This window comes from Streptomyces roseirectus, assembly GCF_014489635.1.
GTDB lineage: Bacteria > Actinomycetota > Actinomycetes > Streptomycetales > Streptomycetaceae > Streptomyces > Streptomyces roseirectus.
Window position 1 is genome coordinate 2251907 of record NZ_CP060828.1, and the last position, 19452, is coordinate 2271358.

The following is a 19452-nucleotide window of genomic DNA, read 5'->3' on the forward strand; positions in this document are numbered from 1 at the left end:
CGGCCGTCTCGCACTGGCCTGGCGCGTCTTCGGCCGCAACCGCGTGGACGGCGAGATCCACCGGATCCGCACCGTGCTCGCAGGATGGGGCTACCGGCTGGGCCACGAGGACGACCAACTGCTGCCGATGGTGGTCTGCCAGGTCCTGCTGCTGAACCGCAGCCCGCACCTGACGGACGACTGTGTGACTGAGCCATCTCAGCCCGATACACCCGCACCCATGAGAATCACAGAAAGCAACACTCCCTCCGAACGCACCACCACCAGAGCAAGCACACCAGCCACCCCGGCAGCCACGACAGGCACCATCCCTCTCCCCCACCCGGCTCTCCGCGCGAACGAGGCAACCAACACGAGCGGAAGCGCCAAGAGGACGAAAATCAGGGCGAGCTGAGCCAGAGCCGTACCGACGTACTCCCCGGCGCCGATCGGATCCACCGGACGCGTCCAGAACCAAGAGCGCGCCAACCACAGGCCCCCCGAGGTGAGGACCGTCGCCAGCGGAGCGGCCCAGAGGGCGCACCCGAGCCACGCTCCGCCACCGGCCACGCAGATCGCCACCAGAGCGGCGAGACCGGCGATGGCGGCCACCCAACGGTCGTACTGAAGAACCGCCTCGAAGTCGCCCCCGCCCGACACCACGCCCCGGACCACGCCCGCACCGGCGGCCGAGGCCCCGGCCGCCGAGAGCGGCATGAGCCAGGCGGACCGCCCTGTTCCCTCCCCCAGCCCCCGCCGCACGCTCCACCACAGCACCGCCAGGGCCAGACAGCCCAGTCCGACCGCCGTACTGGTCGCACTCACCGAGTACACCCCCGCCAGCGAGAGATGGGCGCCGAGGGACCGCCACCCGAACACGCCGACCCACAGGGCGAGTTCCTGAGCGACGCGCAAGGCACCGACGAACAGCGCGGCGTTGACGGCCACGGACGTGACGAGGACGACGAGCGCACCCGGCGCCGTACGCCGCGAACGGACGTACATCCCGGCCAACGGCGCGCTCAGCGCACCCGCAGAGGCCACCGCCAGCGGGAGGACGACCAGGGGCGGCCAGGTCAGCGATGCGGAACCGCTCAGCGCGGTCCCGGTGGCCTGGAGGCGTACGACGAGCCCCAGCGCCGTGCCCGCCGCAAGAGCGAGGAGGGCCCGGCGTGGCACGGACACATTCCCTTCGGTGCCCCAGGCGCTCCGCCACACGGTGGCTCCCCAAGCCAGCGACATCAGCGTGCCAGCCGCGAGGGCGCCGGTGAGGAAGGCGTACGGCAGCAGCGGTGTACCGGTGAAGCCCGTCTGGGCGAGTGAGGTCACCGAGTCGAGGGTGATCGCGCCCAGCAGACCGGTGGCGGCGGCATCCAACCAGGTGGGCAGGAGGTGCTGGTAGGGCAGGCCGAGCACCGTCAGACGGCGGGTGAGGGGTGGGTGGTTGGCGAGGAGACGTTCCCACCAGGGCTGCACGGGGCTCGGCTGTCGTTCACCGAGGCTCCGGTGCGCCCGTTCCGCCCTGGCCAGCCAGGACGTCAGCCCGTCGGCGGACCGGCCACGCACGGACAGCAGATCCGCCTCGTGCTCACGCGACCGCAACACCATCTGGGAGAGCAGAAGAACGAGGCCGACGAGCAGAAGCGCCCGCCCCCCGTACTCCCCCCAGAACAGGCGCCCGCCGTCCACCCCCTGCTGCGCCACGAAGACGACCGGCGGCACGAGCAGCACCGCCGACGCCGCCACCAGCGCTCCCCTCGTCAGCCAGACGAGCCCGACGTCCCCGGCGGCGACGTGCGCGACCTCGTGCCGGATGACGGCGTCGGCGTACCGGTCGCTGAGCCGCTGCGTGCCGCGTGGCAGGACGACGGTGACGGCGCGGGCGCCTCCCGCGGTGAACGGTTCCTCGTACTTCGGCCCCGCCCACACGGCCCTCGGCGGACGCCGTACCCCGAGGCCGGCGGCGGCACGGGCCACGCGCTCCTGCCACTCCTGCGGGACGGGCTCCAGCGGGCCCGCGCGCCGCAGCGCCGCCCTCGGCAGGGCCCACAGCCCCACCGCCCCGAGCAGAACCACCAGCGCCGATCCTGCCAACGACACACCGAGCAGCCTCTGTTGGACGGGCCTGACGCACCTCTGTTCGTACCCGTTCCGCTCCACCTCCTGCGCGAAGCCCTCCCCGGGAACCCTCTCCGCCGCCTCCTTCGCGCAGTGCGCCGCCTTGGTCGCCCACGCCGTCCCGAAGAACTGACCGTGCACCAACGTCCCTGCGAACGCCCCCGCGAGAAGCAACGCCGCCACCAGCAGGAGGTACCGGGCACCGGTCGGTGAGATCGCTCCCGAGCGGAGGCGGTCGGTTCGTGCCGGCGCACGATGACGGGACGACGGGGACGGTATCCCGGAGCCATCCGCCCCAGTCACGGCGCATCTGGTCCGCGAACGCCCGCCATCGCCTCGACGATGGCCTCGGCCAACTCCCTCGCGTAATCGCCGTCCAGTCCGAGCCTGACCGCGAAGACGTTCGTGAAGGCCGTGACGAGGGCCGCCTTCTCAGCTACGGACACGGGAAGGTCGTCCCCCTCGGCACTTCCGACGCCAGAAGCGGCACCCCGGGAATCCGCCCCGTCCCTCCCCCGACGCCTTTCCAGCAGCCGGGCCACCTTCCGCCGAGTCACCTCACCGACGACGTCCATCACGCTATCGGCCACCCGCTGACTCACCGCACCGAGCACCCACGCGACAGCCGGAAACACATACGCGGCCAAGTCCGGCACGCTCGTCCCCATACCCACGGGCGGGCGACGCCGCGAACCGGCCATGGCCTGCGGATCGGCACGGAACTCCTTGAGCAGCCTTTCGCACCTGAGTACATCCTCAGGACCGAGCTCGCCCAGCACCTCCCGCCCGAGCTTCTCCAACACCACCCTGTCCTCTTCCCGAGGCACCGGAACCGCGTACACCTTCCGCCCGCGCCCGAACATCTCCCGCATACGTCTCTCCCCCGCCGCCCGCCGATCCGAAGTACGCCACCGTAGGGACCCGCCGCGCCCCCGAAGGCTGAACACCAGAAAGTGATCGACCCTGACAGTTCGCGACCACATCGGCATCCATGCCTTCAAGCCTCCGAACGAAACTCCGCCTGAATCGCCACTGAGCCCATTCCAACTTGAGGCGACAGCCGATCGACGCTGTGCCACGGGGGTCTGGTAGACCCTGGCTATGACGTTCTTGGCGGTGGTCGAGGGTGATGCGGGCGGATGACGCATCGATCGGGACGGTCTGACAGATGCGATCCGTGCCCGGTGGTCCGGGGTCGAGATCGACTCGACGCAACGCAGCGAAGTGCGCACCCTCATATGGCAGTTCGAGACCGAGAACGGCCCAGGTGGGGCCTATCTGCACGAGGACGGTACCTGTCTGTACATGGAGGTCTGGGAGGAAGACGCGATCTGGTTGGCGATCGTCTTCCGCAGGCTGGCGCCCACGGACCTTGACCTGGTGTTCTGCAATGAGGGTTACACCTTCGACGTTCGTCTGAGGGCTGGGACGACGGAAGCCGAGTTGACGGACTTGGTGAATGCTGCGGGTTGATCTCAGTCCTTGGCAGTCAGCTGGAGGACCAGGACGGCTTGGACAAGGCTCGTGACCCGGGTCGTCGAGCAGCGGAGCTTAGAGGTTGTCTCACGTGGCGAGTTTCGCGAGCTTCTTGCAACAGGTGAGGGTGGCGGCGAGGCCGAGGAAGGCGAGGAAGTGGGAGCCGTATCGCTCGTACCGGACGGTGAGACGTCGGTAGCCGAAGAGCCAGGCGATGTTCCAGCGGTGCCGGCCGAGCCGTTCGCCGGACTCGATGCCGGGCCGGGCGATGCGCGGGACCAGCCCCCGTTCGCGCAGCCAGGAGAGATGGTCGGCGGAGAAGTACGCCTTGTCGGCACGGAGTTTGACCGGGCGACGCCGACAGGGCCCGCGCCGGGAGCGGATGGCGGGTATGCCGCGGACCAGCGGCTTGAGGGCGAGGCTGTCGTGCATGTTCGCGCCGGACACGGCGACGGCGAGCGGGAGGCCCTGGGCCTCGGACAGCACGTGCGGCTTGCCGCCCTTCTTGCCGCGGTCGACCGGGTTCGGCCCGGTCGGCGAACCCCCCTTTTCGCCCGCACCGACGCGGCATCCACGATCGCCGAGGTCCAGTCGGTCTCGCCCCGGGCGCCGAGTTCGTCCAGCACTGCCCGGTGCGGTCGCCGCCACAACCCCGCCTCCGTCCACGCGGTGAACCGGCGGTGCGCCGTCGCGGGTGACACCCCGAACGTCTCCGGCAGATGCCTCCAGGCACACCCGCTGGTCAGCACGTACACCACCGCTGTGAACACGGCACGCTCGTCCAGGGGAGCGGTACCGCCTCCCTGCGGGCGGGAGTTGAACGACGGCAGCAGAGGGGCGACGAGTTCCCACAGACCATCAGGAACCAGCCGCTGCGACAGATCGGCACTCACGAAGAGACATCATGCCGCAGCTCGCACCATCACCACATGAGACGACCTCTTAGCCTCGATCATTCATGAGGCGGGCTGTCCGGCTGGTGATCGCGAAACGGTCCGCAAGACCGGCCTGGATGCGGCGATATCAGAGGCACTCGCCCCGTGGCGCAAGCAGCGGGCCGTCCACGACCCGGGAAAGGTCCTCCTGGACATCGCCCTCGCGGTCGCGCTGGGCGGGGACTGCCTGGCCGATGTGGGCATGCTGCGGGCGGAGCCCGCTGTGTTCGGGCCGGTGGCCTCCGACCCGACGGTCTCCCGACTCATCGACCTGCTCGCCCGGGGCGGGAAGCAGGCCCTGACCGCACTGCGCACGGCCCGCGCCGAAGTACGCGAACACGTCTGGAAGTTGGCCGACCAGACGGCGCCGGACGCGGGCAGGCTGGGGGTACCCCCTCTGGGGGAGTGATCGTGGACATCGACGGCGTCCTCGTCATCACGCACTCCGAGAAGCAGGACGCCGCCGCGACCTGGAAGAAGACCTTCGGGCACCACCCGCTGATGGGGTTCGTCGACCACGGCCCGGGCGGGTCCGGCGAGCCGGTCGTCGGGTTGCTGCGGCCCGGCAAAGCGGGCTCCAACACCGCCGCCGACCACATCAAGGCCACCAGGCTGCCCCTGGCCCAGCTGCCCAAACGGCTCCGTCGCGGACGCCGCACGCTGATCCGCACCGACTCCGGCGGCGGCACCCACAAGTTCGTCGCCTGGCTCACCCAGCGCGGGAGGTGGCTGTCGTACTCGGCCGGCATGACCATCACCGACGCCATCCACCAGGCCGTCCTGAAGGTCCCGGCCTCGGCCTGGACGCCGGCCGTCGAACCCGACGGCGACATCCGCGACGGCGCCTGGGTCGCCGAGATCGACGCCGGCAGCGATTGCCTGACGGGCCGGCCGAAGGGACTGCGGCTGATCGTGCGCAAGGAACGGCCGCACCCCGACGCCCAGTTGCGCTTCACCGACGCCGACGGCATGCGGCTGACCTGCTTCGCCACCAACACCCCCGGCGAGGCGATCGCCACCCTCGAACTGCGCCACCGGCAGAGGGCCCGGGCCGAGGACCGCATCCGCGCCGCCCACGCCACCGGCCTGCGCAACTTCCCCCCTCCACGACGCCGCGCAGAACCAGATCTGACTGGAGATCGTCCAGATCGCCCTGGACCTGCTGGCCTGGATGCCTCTGCTCGCCCTCGCCGGCACCGCTCGACTCTGGGAGCCCCGCCGCCTGCGGCTTCGGCTGTTCTCCACCGCTGCCCAGCTCGTCACCACCGGCCGCCGCCGCACCCTCCGCCTCGCAGGGCACTGGCCCTGGACCGACGTGATCACCAACGCTCTGGACCGGCTTCACGCCCTCCCGAACCCAGGCTGACCAGCACCTTCCCATCTCTGCGAGCAGCACGAGCCAACCGGAGCCGTGGAACCCGACGCACACCCGACGCGACAGCCGGGCTCTCAACCTGCCCAGACTCCGAAATCCCCACCGACACTCACCACAAAGGGCCCGTCAGCAAGCTGACGGACCCTCATGAATGATCGAGAAAGGTCTCGACACAACAAGGAACCGGCAGCAGCCGCTTAAGTCAAATCCCACCTTGTTCCGACTGCATCTCGGACCACGATAGCCGGAACTCCTGAAGGGCCAGTGCGACCACTGCAGGAATTCAATCCAGGGTTAGCGCCCTCCGGGCTCGGGCATGAGGAACTTGCTGTCATTAAATTTCCGCATGAGAAGCTTCTTCTCTCTTTCGACATCAATTCGAGGAAGCGCCTCCAGAGCAGCGGTCGAGACATTCACTTCCAACAGGCGCGATTCGGCCGAAGAGTCGAGCATGATAAAAGATCGAGCGAAGCCCCGCTTGACCCCCTCGACCGTAAGCAGGAAGCGAGCTTCGAATTCACGAGAAGCCCCTTTCACTACATCTTCGAATTCCGGATAAACCAGAAGAATCTAGCCGGAATCGTTCAGTTCGGAAAACTTTTCTTCATCGATTTCATACACGTCACCTGAGCGTGCGGATGTGACAGGCTTCGCTGTGCGGTGTCCGCGCCAGAGGATTCTCGTTACAACGGCCATGGCTGCCGCTGCGACAGTGCCCCAGGTGTGTGAAGTCGCGAGTGCGGCCACAAGCAGCGCCAGCGTGACAAGCAGGGATCCAGCAGGCCATACCAGGCCACGGCGTGATGTATTCATCTTTTCCTTCCCAGGTGGACGACGTGGGGGGCGGGAAGGAATCCCGCCCCCCTGTACAAGCTGAGTGGCTCTTCTACTCCGCTTATGTCAGCGGAACTTTCGCCACTTCCATTTCATTTTCCATTGGGTTACGCGAAGTTTGGCCCTAAATCTCCACAGCCTTGCTCTGCTGGCGAACGAAGCTCCCTGGTTCAAGCGGGCAGCCAGGCCGCCACCCACCCCGCCACCTGCGCCCGCCAGGGCGAACTGCCCCCAGTTCCAACTCTTGGTACCTGCATTCGAAGCCGTGTAGGCGGCCAGTCCTGCACCAGCTCCTACAGCGACACCGCAAACGACACTCGCGGCACAGGCGAAGCCTCCGGCGAATCCAGCTACAACGAGTCCGAAGGACGTGTAGTTACGCCAATTTCGACGGAAGTGTCGGCCGACGCCTTTCCCCCAGGACTTTGCTTTCTTCCACTTCTTCTTGAACCAGCTCCACTTGCCGTCGAGGTCGAAGCGGTTCAGCGGGTCAGCGTGGGCGTACTCGTAGGCGTTGAGATTGCCGCCGTAGACGGGGTCGACGGAGAGGAAGCGTCCGGTGACGGGGTTGTAGAGGCGGACCCCCATGAGAGTCAGGCCGGTCAGCGTCTCGGCGGAGCGTTGCTTCCCGCCGAGCCAGCCATAGCGAGCCGAGGTCTGCCCGACGCGCGGGTTGCCGTACTCGTCGCTGTCCAGGACAACGGGTGCCTTGCTGTTGTCCAGCGGGAGCTGGAGAGCGACGTCGCCGTGGATGGTGGTGAGCTGGAGGACGGTGTCGCCGGTTTTCGTGGTGGTGGCGGCGAGGTCGCCGGAGGTGGATTCGACGTTGCGGGAAAGTGCCCCGCTCGTGGTGTTCTCCACGATCCAACGGGGGCTGTCGCCGTCACTGTCGTAGTGGTTCAGCTTGGAGTCGGTCTGGGTCCAGGTGGTGCCGCTGCCCGTTTCCACGGTCCAGGAGCGGTAGCGGTGTGCGGCGTCGAGCTGCCAGGTCTGGCGCTTGCCGTTCGCGGTCTGCTGGTGGGCGAGGTCGTTGGCGTAGTAGCCGACCGTGGCGCCGGGGAGAGCCGTTGTGCGGCTGAACGCGTCGTAGACGTAGCCGGTGTCCACCAGGCGGTCGTAGCTGTCGTAGGTGTGGGTGGTGGCGGTCCCTCCGCTGGTCGGGCAGTCGCTGCCGGCTGTGCCGGTCGCGGTGGTCAGGGACTTGCGGTTGGCGCGGGCGTCGAAGGTGTAGGCGCGGCGGGTGCAGACCGTCTCGGAGGTGTCCTCGGCGGTGGTGAGGCGGCCGGTGGTGTCGTAGCGGTAGGTCTGGTCGGACCAGCCGGTGTGGCTGGTGACCTGGCCGTGGATGGATTCCGTGACCGTGTCGGAGTAGACGATCGTCGCGTCGCTGTCGCGGGTGTAGGTGCGGGCGGTCGTCGAACCGGTGGTGTCCTCGGTGGTGGTGAGGGTGTAGCCGCCGGGAAGTTTCTCGGTGGCGACCGAGCCGTACGCGTCGTAGGTGGCGCGGAAGGTGCCGGCGATGGAGTCGGTGGTGCTGGTGGCCAGGCCGCGGGGCTCGGCGGACGTGTCGTAGGTGTACGTCACCGTCGACGGGGCTGTGTCGGTGGTCTTCACCGGGCGGTTCAGCAGGTCGTACTCGGTGGTCGTGACCCCGCCGTCGGCATCCGTGTAGGAGACCTGGCGGCCCAGCTTGTCGTACGCCTTGGTGATCGTGCCGCCGGTCGGGGAGACCGACTTGGTCGCGCGGCCGGTAGCAGGGTCGTACTCGGTCGTGGTCTCCGGGACGGCCTGGCCCAGGCCGCCGGTGAGCGCGGTCTTGGTGGGGCGGCCCGCGTTGTCGTGGGTCGTGGTGGTGGTGCGGGTGACGCCGTTCGCGGTTTCGGTGACCTTGGCCGGGTTGCCCCACCAGTCGTACTCGGTGGTGGTCGTGGTCACGCCGGTGGGGTTGGAGCCGCCGCCGGTGATCGCGCCGCCCGCTGTGGTCTGGCAGACCAGGTCGGCCCATTCGGGGCGGCCGGCGCAGGTGCCGGTGCCGGTGCCGGTGCCGGTCGCGGACCAGTACGTCGTGATGCGGGTGCCGGCGTCCGTGCCCGACGCGCCGGGCAGGAGCTGCTTGATGGTGCGGCCCTGGGCGTCGTACTCGGTGGTGTCGGTGATCGCCAGGCCGGACGGGTCCTTGACGGTCTTCGCGGGCAGGCCCTTCGCCCAGTCCATCACCGTCTGCGTGACACGCGGTTCGCCCTGGACGGTGGGGTGTTCACGGATCTGAGCCCCCACGGTGGCCTTGGTGACCTGGTCCTTGACCTTCGCCGTGCCGTCGGTGGGACGGCCCGCGTCGTACTCGTTGACCGTCCACGAACGGGCCGTCACCGACGTACCCGACGGCACGAGGGTGGTCGTACCCGACTTCAGGTCGGCCGTCAGGTCGATACGGCGCAGAGGGCCGAACTCCTCCAGTTCCCTGGTGCCGGTGTCGTTGTAGACGGACTTCGTGGCCAGGAGGTCGGCGCGTTCGGCGCTGGTGAGCTGGGCGATGCCCAGGTCCGCCTGCGCCGCCTTGTCGACGGTCGTCGTGCCGAGGGCCACCGCGCGGTTGGCGGCGGTCAGTTCGCGGACCGCGTTGCCGAAGCGGTCGTACTCGGTGGTCGTGATGTGACCGCCAGGGGTGGCGGTGTTGACCTCGCGGCCGGAGACGCCCAGGTAGTGAACGTCCGCACGGGTATACGCGCTCGCGCCGAGGGCGCTGCCCGAGTTCGACGACGGGACACTGTCCGCCGGGAAGACGGCCGTCGCGTCGGTCGGGGCATCGAGCTGGCCCCAGGTCCTGACGTCGGTCGCGGTCATCTTGTGCGGGCCGTTCAGCGCGACGTCATAGACGACCGTGGTCGTCGCCGCGCCTTCCTCCGTCGCCGTCGTGCCCTGCTTGAGACCCGGGATGCCTTGAGGAGCATGCCGTCGTTGGCGGTCGCGGAGTTGCCCGCCTTGCCGTACGTCATGGTCCAGGGGAGTTCACCCGGCGGGGTGTACTGCGTGACGCGGCCCGCGCTGTCGTAGGCGTACTCCGTCTTCAGCGACGGGGTGATCTGCGGGTTCCATGCCTGGCGCAGACGGGAGTTGCCGTCGTACAGGTACGTCTGGACCGTCTTCGCCGTCGCCGCCGAAGCACCCGGTTCGGTGGACCACAGGCGGATCTCCTTCACCTGGTTCGCGACGTCGCCCAGCGTGCTGCCGGTCGCCGTGGTGGAGGTCGCGTAGACGAACTCCAGGGCGCGGCAGCCCTTGGTGGACGGGGTCGCCGTGCACGCCGCCGCCGTCGCTGCCGAGGTGGGGGCGATCACGCGCTTGGGGCGGGCGAGCTTCTTGTCGCCGGCCGTGACGGTCTCGGAGACGACCGTGGTGGTGGAGTTGGCCAGGCCGTCGAGCAGGGTGCTGGAGACCTGCCAGGTGGTGGCCGTGCTGTCGGGCTTGGTGAACTGGGTGACCGTGCCCTCCGTGTCGGTCAGGGTGAAGCTGGAGGACACGCTGCCGGTGAGGGTCAGGTCCTCCGATCCCGGTTCCGGGATCCACGCGGTCTTCGCCGCGTTCGCGGTGAAGTGGGTCTCCTCGCCCTCCGCGTCCACGACCGCGACGGCCGTGTCGGAGATGCGGCGGACGTGGCTGAAGTCGGAATCCGTCAGCTCAGCGGCTGTACCCGACACCCACTCCTTGCCGAAGATCGGGGCCTGGCCCTCCTGCGTGGCGGCCTTCTCGGGGACGCGGGAGGACGCCGTGCGCGAGACCGTCAGGTCGAACGCGGAGACGTCCGTGGCGCTGGTCGTGAAGTCACCGGTGAGGAGGTTGACGCTGCCCGGACCGACCTCGCTGGTGGCCGCGCCGGTCGCGTTGCGGTCGACGATGATGCTCAGCGGTTCGGTGCTGCCGGTGGCGGTGCCGGTGAAGTCGGCCTTGATCTGGACGGTGCCGTCGGGGTCGACGGTGTCGGTGGCGTTCCACACCAGGGGCGCGTTCTTGCCGCCGGTCATCGGGACGGGCCAGGCGGTGAGCGCCGTGCCGCCGGAGGTCACATGCGTGGGCGGGATCCGCACCCAGGGGTCGGCCTCGGAGCGGCGCCAGGAGAAGGCGACGTTCGTGTACTTCGACGCGTCCGCTTCCGCGACCAACGGGAGGCGGCGGGCGGTGCGTTCGCCTTCGGAGGGCTGGACGAAGCCGCCGGGGCCGGCGTGGAAGACGTACTCGGTCGCGTCGGACTTGTTGTCGGCTTTGTCGACCGCGCGGACCTGAAGCGTGTGCGTGCCGTTCTTCGGCGGAGCGACGGAGATCGCTTTCGCCGCCGAGGCATCGCTGGTGGCGACCTTCGTCCAGGTCACACCGTCCAGGGACCATTCGAGCCAGTTGTGGTCCGTGCCCGACGGCGGGGTGACGGTGAACGTGCCCGCCTGGCCGGCCCCCTTCACCCACGACTCGGTCGGATAGTCGGTGGAGACCACCTTCGTCGGGGCCGAGGGCGCGGTGGTGTCGACGGTGAACGTCTTCCACGCCGACCAGCCGGTGTTGTAGTGCGTCCCGTCGTACGGGTTGGTGCGGAACCTGTACGTCTTCCCGTTCGTCAACACCCCTGACGGCACGGTGACCGAGGCGACCTGCCCGGACGGCACGTACTTCGACACGATCACGTTACCGACCTGGATGTCGGTCGCGTTGTCGAAGATCTGGAACGTGCCGTTGTCCTTGTCACCGTCCGCGTCCACGAACGTGTCCCGCAGGGTCGGAGTCGTCGTGTTGACGACGTACGCGCCGCCGTAGGAGAAGTACGGCGGGCCCGCCTCCTGCTTCGTTCCCGTGCGCGGCCGGTAGTTGTAGGTGACGGTGAGCTTGGGCGGGTTCGAGGCCGCGTTCGCGGAGTTGACCCGCTTCCAGCCCGCGGACGTCGACTCGTTCGCCGCCTGGATCCCCAGGTGGCCCCGGGTCGCCTTCGCGGACGCCCACTCCTGCACGAGCGTGGTGACGTTCGCGTTGATCCAGCCGTCCGGCTGCGCCGCGCACTCCACGTTGCCGCGGGTCTCCGTCGAGGACGCCTTCACCGCCGACATCGCCGGACGGTTCGTCCACCGGCTCGACGTCGATGCCGCAGCCGAGGACCACACGTCCCACTGCTGCGGCCCGCAGCCGACGTTGTTGCCGGAGTGGAAGTTCCACAGCGACAGCTTCGCGTCCAGCACCAGCGCGTCCTGGACCGGCGTCGTGTTCCACGAGATGTACGACCGCGCGGTACGCGGCGTGCCGTCCGCGTTCTTCGTGCCCGGGTTACCGAAGTCCAGCTCCTTGTCCGCCGACCAGTCGACCGTCTCGCCCTGCTGGACATAGGTGTCGAAGACGTTCGACAACGACGACGTCGACGGGTCCACCGTCACCGGATACTTCGTCTCCGGATCGCTCAGGAACTTGGCGTCCGGTGTCACCACCAGGTCGACGGAGGAACCCTTCTGCACGACCTTCAGCCCGACCCGTGCCCGGTTGGTGTGCTCGCCGGACACCTTGTCGACCGACGCGTCCCACATCACCGGCGCCGGCATCACCGCACGCCGGGTGTTCCTGGCGTCGGTGAACTCCACGCTCCCGTCGGCCAGTTGCTTCGCCTTCAGGCCCTTCGCCTTGAGCGGCAGGGTGTAGGAATAGTCGCCGGACGCGGGGCGCTGCTTGAGTTCGACGAACTGCTCGAAGCCGGTACGGGTCGCCTCGACGATCACGTCCGCGCCGGGGACGGCGTTGACGTATTCCGCACGGGTGCCTTCCAGCTTGGGTGCGGGCAGGCCGCCCTCCACTGGAGCGTGATCTGCTGGTCGCCCTCCCCGAGCGTCACCAGATCCGTCGCCGCCGAAGCCTGCGCCGCCTTCAGGGACGTGGCCGGAGTGCCGATCTTGCCAGCCAACCATAATCCCTCCGGGTGCGCCACCGGCTCGACGCCGTTCCCCGACTCGCGCAGAGTCACATCGACGTCCGTCCACTGGCCGTCCCGCTCGAACCGCACCGGCCCGGCCGCCAGTTCCGTGGTGAGACTGCCGTCCTTGTTCGCCCACGTCGTCGACGTCTCGGTCCGCTCGGACAACGCCTCGACACGGTGACCCGCCAGACGGGCAGCCACCCGCGCCGACGGGATATCGGCCGCCGAGGTCACCGAAGCTTTGTCTTCCGCCTCCGCTGCCGCCCGGGACGACGGCTGAGCGGAAGCTGCCCCCTCCAGGAGGGTGACGGACAGGAGCAGAGCGATACCGCCGGCCGTCCAGCGCAGGCTCCTGCTCTCGGCACCCCACACGCGTGCTCTTCCCTCGAGAGAGGGTCTTTCCTCTGGATCCAACAAAGCGGTTCCCCCCTGCTGTGAATGGATTCCGAACGAGATGGAAGGTATCGGATAGGCAAAGAAGGCAAAGAGTGAATTATGGGGCGCGAGCGATCAAGCGATCACCCTGTGTAGTGATGAGGTGTGTCACATTTGCAGAAATGGTGAAGTGGAATCCGTTTACCCTGAAGTGATGCCTGGCTTGTCGCCGGTAGTCGGCGAGCCACCCGCAGTCGTCGATCGTGAACGGGTACGGCACCGGACAGATCGGCCGAGAATCTCGTGCAGCCGATAATCCGCTGACCGATCCGTACGCTCCTACGGGACGACTCTGGTTGCTGCCCCTCAGCCGATGATGACCACGTCACCACCCTGGACCACGCCCGTTGCCCGTCACCGTCGAACCCTCCGGCACAGGCTCGGGAAGCGCCCATGGAGTGGACATCGGACTGTAGACGGATGAAGAGATCGGCAGAGCAGCCGCCTTACGAGTTGGTGCGTGATAGGGGTGAGGTGTCGCGCCTGGCTGGTGGCATGATCCGACTGTGGCGATCATGGCCAATCGGGCGGTGCTGGCGTATCGGCTGTTCACGGGGGTCTCTCGGCGTCATACAGCCCGCCTGGTTGAGGAGTTGGCGACTCCGTGGCAGGCCGGTCTCGAGGGCCGCCGTCATGCTGCACGCGGTGGAGTCCGGAAGCGGGCCGCGGGTGCCGGCGCCCGCCATCACCCGCGCGATCGGAGAGATACGTCGACTCCTGGCTGAGCGGGGATGCGCGGTCCCCGACCGCCCTGGCCTGCGTCTGCGGACGCTGACGGATGTGTTCGCCCACGCTCAGGCCGAGGGCATCGAGTTGCGCCTGGACGCCACCGAGATCCAGGTCCGCCGGCCACCGGCCGGACGTGGTGGCCGGCGCGCGTTCGTCTCCGGCAAGAAGAAGCAGAACACGATGAAGGCCACCGTGATCGCGGACCGGCGTGGCCGCACGTTATGGACCGATGCCCTGCGACCTGGACGTATGCACGATGCCACGGCCGCCCGCAACGAGGGCATCGCCGTCTGCTTCCAGCACTTCGCCGACGTCGAGGTCCTCCTGGACGATGGTTACCCCGGCCTGAGCCGCGACCACCGCGGGCAGGCCGTCACACCACCCAGAAAACCCCGGCCCGGAGCACTGCCCGACCGAGTCGAACAGTGGGAACGCGACCGCCACGGGCACTCCTTCGACCGCATCACCGTCGAACACGCCCTCGCCGACTGGCCCGCCGCTTACCGGGCGTGCGGAGCGATCCCGGCGGCCCTCGCTACCCCGCTCGCTGCGCTGCAGCGCCCCCGCCAGACGGGAACATCTCTTTACAGACCGCCGAGCCCGCGAGTGTTTCCGGTGAGATTTTGCAGTCCGCCGACCAGCCCGAGGAACCTGCTGTCTCGGAGCCTGTTGCCAGCATCAACATGGTTGCTCTCGTTCCTGAAAAGCAGAGGTCCCGGACCGACCGACCGTGGCAACGTGTCCTCCCTCCGCCGTAATCGTCCTGGTCGGCCTTGGCCTGGGCGTCTACGCCTGGTCACCGTGTTGGAGGCGCTCGACGACTCCGGCAACAGGGTCACCCGCGTCGCCGGCAACAGCGTGATCCGCTCTCACGACAACTCTGGAGCAGTGAGCCTGTACTCCTGCGCTGGACTGCCCGTCGACGGCTGGGCCGTCCCAGGCCGCGCGGACACCGACCGGCGCTGGTTCCTTGTCACCCTTGGCGACAAATCCCCGCACCCGGGCCGCCGCGGCTACGTCTTCTCCGCCGAGATCCCCGTGAAGGAGCTGTCAATCCCCTCGGACTGTGGAGATCTTCTAAGCGGCCAGCCCCAGGACGGAGTTGGCTCGGTGGCCGTGTTCGTAGTCGATCGGACTTCTGTATCCGCACACGCTGTGTAGTAGGTGCGTGTTGTAGAAGCCGGTGATCCAGGTCGCGATCCTCAGGCGGGCCTCGGTACGGGTGGCGAAGGTGAGCCGGTGGACATACTCGACCTTGAGCACGCTGTTGAACGCTTCACTGACGGCGTTGTCGAAACACGAGCCGACGCGGCCCATGGACTGGATCATGCCCTTCACGTCACCGCTGCGGGCGGCCGCGGCCATGTTGAGCGATGCGGCGACGAGCTCGGCGTCGTGATGCCTGCCCATCGCATAGCCGAGCAGTCTCCGTGAGAAGAGGTCGATGACGGTAGCGAGGTAGAGCTTTCCCTCGCCGGTGGTGATCTCGGTCATGTCCCCGCACCACACCTGGTCCGGGGCGTCCGCGATGAAATCCCGGCGCACGAAGTCCGCAAACGCGGGCCGTTTGCCCGACCTGGTCAGACCTCGGCGTCGACGGATCTTTCGTCCGGCCAGGCCAAGTTCAACCATCAGGCGGGCGACGGTGTTCACTGAGACGCGCCAGCCCTCGCGCACCAGGATGAGCCAGATCTTCGGGGAGCCGTAGGTGCTGCCGGACCGTTCGAAGATGTACTGGATCGCGTCGAACAGCTGTCCGCACCGGACTCGCGGGCGGTGGTGGGCTTGTCGCGCCACTTGTAGAACCAGGACTCTGACACCCCCACAACCGGGCAGGCCAGACGGTGCGGGGCGTGGTGTTCGGTCCTCTGGCTACCGATGAACGCAGCCAGCTCGGCCGGGTCCGTCTCGGTCACTTTACCCAGAGGACCATGCATCGCTTGAGGACATCATGCTCCATCTCCAGCTCGCGGATCCGCTTGTTCTTCTCTCTTGTCTCCCGCCGCAGTCGCTCGAGTTCAGCGCGCTCGGCCTCGCGCATCCGGCCACCCGGCGCCGGCTCGGCCGGCCGGTCGGAGCTCACCGACCCGTTGCGGCGCCAGCGCGAGACCCAGCTGTGCAGCGTGCCCGGATGCACCCCGAGCTCCTCAGCGACCTCCGGGACCGGCTTGCCTGTCTCGATCACGATGCGTACAGCACCCTCACGGAACTCGGCGTCGTACGACTGATGCTTGGAACCCATGAACCCCAACTTCCCCTGCAATCACGGACTCCACGCTACGAGGGGAACCTCAGAAGTGCAGCGGACGACGTGTTGAGCTCGTCCGCCTGCGCACCTTTGCAACCTGCATGTAGCTCTGCTCGGCAGAAGGAGTGCGCCCTCAGGAATCGCCGTCGAGACGATCCGGCAACCACCTCGACGCCTGTTCGCGGCTGACGCGGTTCGCGTCCACGTACCACTGGCGGCGTCGGTTGTCCCACCGCGCACCCAGCAACCTCTTCGCCTCGTCCTTCTCGGCAAAGGGAACGTTCAGATAGAGCCGACTTCCCTCCTGCGCCGCAGCCCGGTCGTCCGACGGACGAGAGGCCCTTGGGTTCCACGCGGCACGCTCCTTGCGAGCGCGCTCGATCACCCGCCCGACCCGTTCGCATGCGGCGGGGTCCGTCAGGCGCATCATCAGATCCGTCGGGCCCGAGTTGGCCAGCAGGTTGAGCGAACCGTGCCACAGCACAGCGCCGTCCAGAACGAGCACCTTCTCGTGCATGCGGTCACGGAACTCCACCTGGCATCCGGCCGCTCTCAGTTCCTGGACGAGTCCTCGGACGCGTTCCACGGCCGCGTCCGAGGACTGCTCCTCGGGCGGCCGGGTGCGGACGGTGACAGTGACACCGTCCGCCACTCGCTTGGCCAGTTGTGTGGACCACGCCCGCACAGGTCGTGGATCGAGAAAGGGGCAGTAGACCTCGATGCTGCGCGTGGCCCGATCGATGTCCCAGCTCACGGCGCGGGGTACCTCGTCGGCCGGGAAGAACGCCGGCCGGGAGAGTTCCTCCTCGGAGAGCGAGGCGAGTTGTGCGGCCTCACGGACGGGGATGAGCTGGTCGACGGAGATGCACTGGGCGTGCGCTTCGAGATGGTCGAGCATCCGTCGCGCTTCGCTGGTCGCGGAGAGGTGCTGCCGCAGATGCTCGACGTCCGCGATGACGATGAGGTGGTCCTGGGCTCGGCTGAGCGCGACGTTGAGCAGACGACAGGTGTTCGAGGACAGTCCGGTTCCCTGGAAGAAGTAGCCGGGCTGGGTTCCGGCCCCTGCTGTCGTGTCGAGGATGACGATGGGTCGCTGGCTGCCCTGGAAGCGGTGCACAGTGTCGACCAGGCCCTCGAACTGTTCCCCGAATCGGTGGCCGAGGCTGCTCTTGAGCGCCTGGACCTGCTTTCTGTACGGGGCGATCACGGCAAGGCGGTCGGTCGCCCTCTCCCCGACGGGTACGTCGTCCCACTTGCGGCCGGGCAGCACACCCTCGTACTGGAGTCCGCGGACGAGTTCGTGGACGGCGGCCTCGTGAACGGAGTTGGTCTGGTGGTCGCGACCACGGATGCGTTGGCGCGAGGTGTCGACAAGGATCAGTGGCGCGTCGACCAAGGCGTTGAAGGGGATCCGTGAATCGTTGTCGCGCCCTGTCTTCAGCGGTGCGTCCGGGTACGCGACGGTGTTGACGAGATCGCAGATCGCACTGCGCATGCGGTACTGAGTCTCGAGTGCGACGAGCCGCGCATCCGGCATCACCGACCCGCCCGCACTCACCAGCCCGGCACTGGAGAACACGTCCCGGGCAGTCCATTGCCGAGCGTGCTCCCGCTCGGCCTCCGACGCTTTGCGATCGCTGTCGGCCTTCGTCACCGCCGGCAGCTGCCGGAAGTCACCGGCGAACACAATCCGCTTCCCTGCCAGTCCGGCGGCGTACCAGGCAGCCGGCAGGTTGACCATCCCCGCCTCGTCGACGACGACCACGTCCACTCGGTCGAGGAGTTTGCGCACCTGCACTCCCATGGTCACGGTCGCTCCGAGGACACGGCACTTCGAGCGTACGGTCTCCTTGATCTTCCGGCGCTGCGCTTCCAGTTCGCCGATCTGCTGCTGGATGTGCTCAGCCTGGGACAGCAAGGTCGCACGGGCAGGCAGCCCGAGGAGCTTCGGCCGTTCGGCCGCGATCGCCTTGTCCAGTCCGTCGGCTGCGGCTGCGGCCAGGCGGAGGTCGCGTTCCGCCGCCGCCAGCCCCGTCGACGCCTGCTGAACATCGATGCGCGCTTGGTGGAGCGTGGCCTGTGCCTTGTCGAGCTGGGCCTGCTTACGGCCGGCGAAAATGCCGCTCGGGGTTCCTGTCTTCCTGATCAGTTCCTCTTGGGCGGCGATCACGGATCGTGCGGTGTTCCGGGCCTGGAGGTGGTTCGTCCGCCTGGTGCCCGCATCGTTCTGACGCCGCCGAGCATCCGCGAGGTCCGTACGGAGACCGTCCGCTCTGTCATGGGCGGCGATGCCCTCCTGGGCGTGCCGCAAGGCCGTGCCCAGTTCTACAAGGGACTGGTCCAGACGGGCGCTCAGCCGGGCGCCGATCCGTTCGGCGTCGACCTGGTCGCCGTACCGGTCCCGCAGCGAGGCGCCGGCGATGGTCCCAGCGCGCTGCACGAGCCCGCTGTCGAACCCGTCCTCGTTCGAGAGCAGCTCACATATGCGTTCCAGAGCCTGGTCCACGGCGACGTTGGTGGGAGCCAGGAAGAGCACTGAGTGCCCTTGGCGGTAGTTCCCTTCGACAATGTGTCCGACCACATCGGTCTTGCCCGTCCCGGGCGGGCCCCACAGGAACAGCACGTCACCGTCGAGGGCTTGTGCCACCGCCTGGCGCTGACGAGGGTTGAGCTTGAGCGACGCCCAGTTCGCGACCCATTGGGCGGTGGTTCCGACACCTTTCCCCGGCCGCGGGTCGCCCTGTCCGAGAGCCCAGGCCGCGTGATCCGTCCGGACGGGGTGATTCGGCTGCCCCACCGTCTCCAGCCGTTCCACGAGAACGCGCCAGGTGGCCGCGTCGTCCTCCCGGATCTGCACATGGGAGGGGGTCGCTCCGAGGTCCGCACCGGTCACGACACGCACCTTGCCCTCGGGCATGCGCGACACCTCGGCAGGCGTCCACTCGCCCGTCGACCTCGACATACGGACCAGCGTCGCCTTGCCGTCCAGAGCGTCCAGCCACCGCTTGCAGTCGAAGAGGTACTCATGGCTGCCGTCGGCAGTGGCCACCCTGCGTCCGGCCGAGAGCGACACCTTGCCGCCGTCCTTGCCGTCGCTGCGCAGCTCCGCTGCGATCTCCAATCGCGCAGCCGTGAGCAGTTCCTTGACCGGATACGGCAATCCCGCGGCCTCGTTCAACCCCGCCCCCCGTTGCCCCACGGACCTGGCCCTCTCATGAGACCTGCGCTGAAAAGCATGACTGTAAGCACGAGGAACAGAGGAGCGAACCTTTCCGGCCACGATACAACGAGAGATGCCCGTTGACAACGTCAACAGGGGGATGTGATGCTTGTCAACAGGGTGAAGGTATACGCTCCCCACGGAATGTACCCACCTTGTATG

The 19452-nt window shown here is 68.0% G+C and carries 7 protein-coding genes and 3 pseudogenes; 3 read left to right on the plus strand and 7 right to left on the minus strand.

Annotated features, from left to right (window positions below; translation table 11 throughout):
- Positions 1 to 198: 198 nt before the first annotated feature.
- Together IAG44_RS09230 and IAG44_RS09235 are read right to left on the minus strand one after the other, a co-directional pair.
- Positions 199 to 2280 (minus strand): M48 family metalloprotease, encoded by a 2082-nt coding sequence (locus tag IAG44_RS09230; protein WP_187746646.1) that lies wholly within the window; start codon positions 2278 to 2280, stop codon positions 199 to 201.
- A 116-nt stretch (positions 2281 to 2396) separates the two neighbouring features.
- Positions 2397 to 2969 (minus strand): hypothetical protein, encoded by a 573-nt coding sequence (locus tag IAG44_RS09235; RefSeq protein ID WP_187746647.1) that lies wholly within the window; start codon positions 2967 to 2969, stop codon positions 2397 to 2399.
- Positions 2970 to 3321: 352 nt separating this feature from the next.
- Between IAG44_RS09235 and IAG44_RS43400 the strand changes: the two genes are divergently transcribed.
- Positions 3322 to 3570 (plus strand): hypothetical protein, encoded by a 249-nt coding sequence (locus IAG44_RS43400; RefSeq protein ID WP_246561597.1) that lies wholly within the window; start codon positions 3322 to 3324, stop codon positions 3568 to 3570.
- A 90-nt stretch (positions 3571 to 3660) separates the two neighbouring features.
- On the opposite strand, the gene IAG44_RS09245 is transcribed toward IAG44_RS43400, so the two are convergent.
- A protein-coding gene (locus tag IAG44_RS09245) for an IS5 family transposase (protein WP_187746648.1) occupies positions 3661 to 4466 on the minus strand; the annotation gives its coding sequence in 2 pieces (ribosomal slippage) (positions 3661 to 4124 and positions 4124 to 4466; 807 coding nt in all).
- 94 nt (positions 4467 to 4560) lie between these two features.
- Between IAG44_RS09245 and IAG44_RS09250 the strand changes: the two are divergent.
- Positions 4561 to 5874: pseudogene (locus IAG44_RS09250) on the plus strand (IS1380 family transposase); the annotation flags it as partial.
- Positions 5875 to 6783: 909 nt separating this feature from the next.
- Here IAG44_RS09250 and IAG44_RS09255 read toward each other — a convergent pair.
- Positions 6784 to 12859, minus strand: a pseudogene (locus tag IAG44_RS09255) (DNRLRE domain-containing protein).
- 749 nt (positions 12860 to 13608) lie between these two features.
- Here IAG44_RS09255 and IAG44_RS44510 point away from each other — a divergent pair.
- Positions 13609 to 14311, plus strand: a pseudogene (locus tag IAG44_RS44510) (transposase family protein); the annotation flags it as partial.
- A 588-nt stretch (positions 14312 to 14899) separates the two neighbouring features.
- Here the strand turns inward: IAG44_RS44510 and IAG44_RS09265 are convergent.
- From IAG44_RS09265 to IAG44_RS09275, 3 genes are all read right to left on the minus strand, one after another.
- Positions 14900 to 15619 carry a DDE-type integrase/transposase/recombinase gene (locus IAG44_RS09265; protein WP_187746649.1) on the minus strand — a complete coding sequence of 240 codons (720 nt, stop codon included), beginning with the start codon at positions 15617 to 15619 and terminating at the stop codon, positions 14900 to 14902.
- 115 nt (positions 15620 to 15734) lie between these two features.
- A complete protein-coding gene (locus IAG44_RS09270; protein WP_187746650.1) occupies positions 15735 to 16064 on the minus strand; it encodes a transposase in 330 nt (109 codons plus the stop codon).
- 139 nt (positions 16065 to 16203) lie between these two features.
- Positions 16204 to 19248 (minus strand): AAA domain-containing protein, encoded by a 3045-nt coding sequence (locus tag IAG44_RS09275; protein WP_223006786.1) that lies wholly within the window; start codon positions 19246 to 19248, stop codon positions 16204 to 16206.
- Positions 19249 to 19452 lie beyond the last annotated feature (204 nt).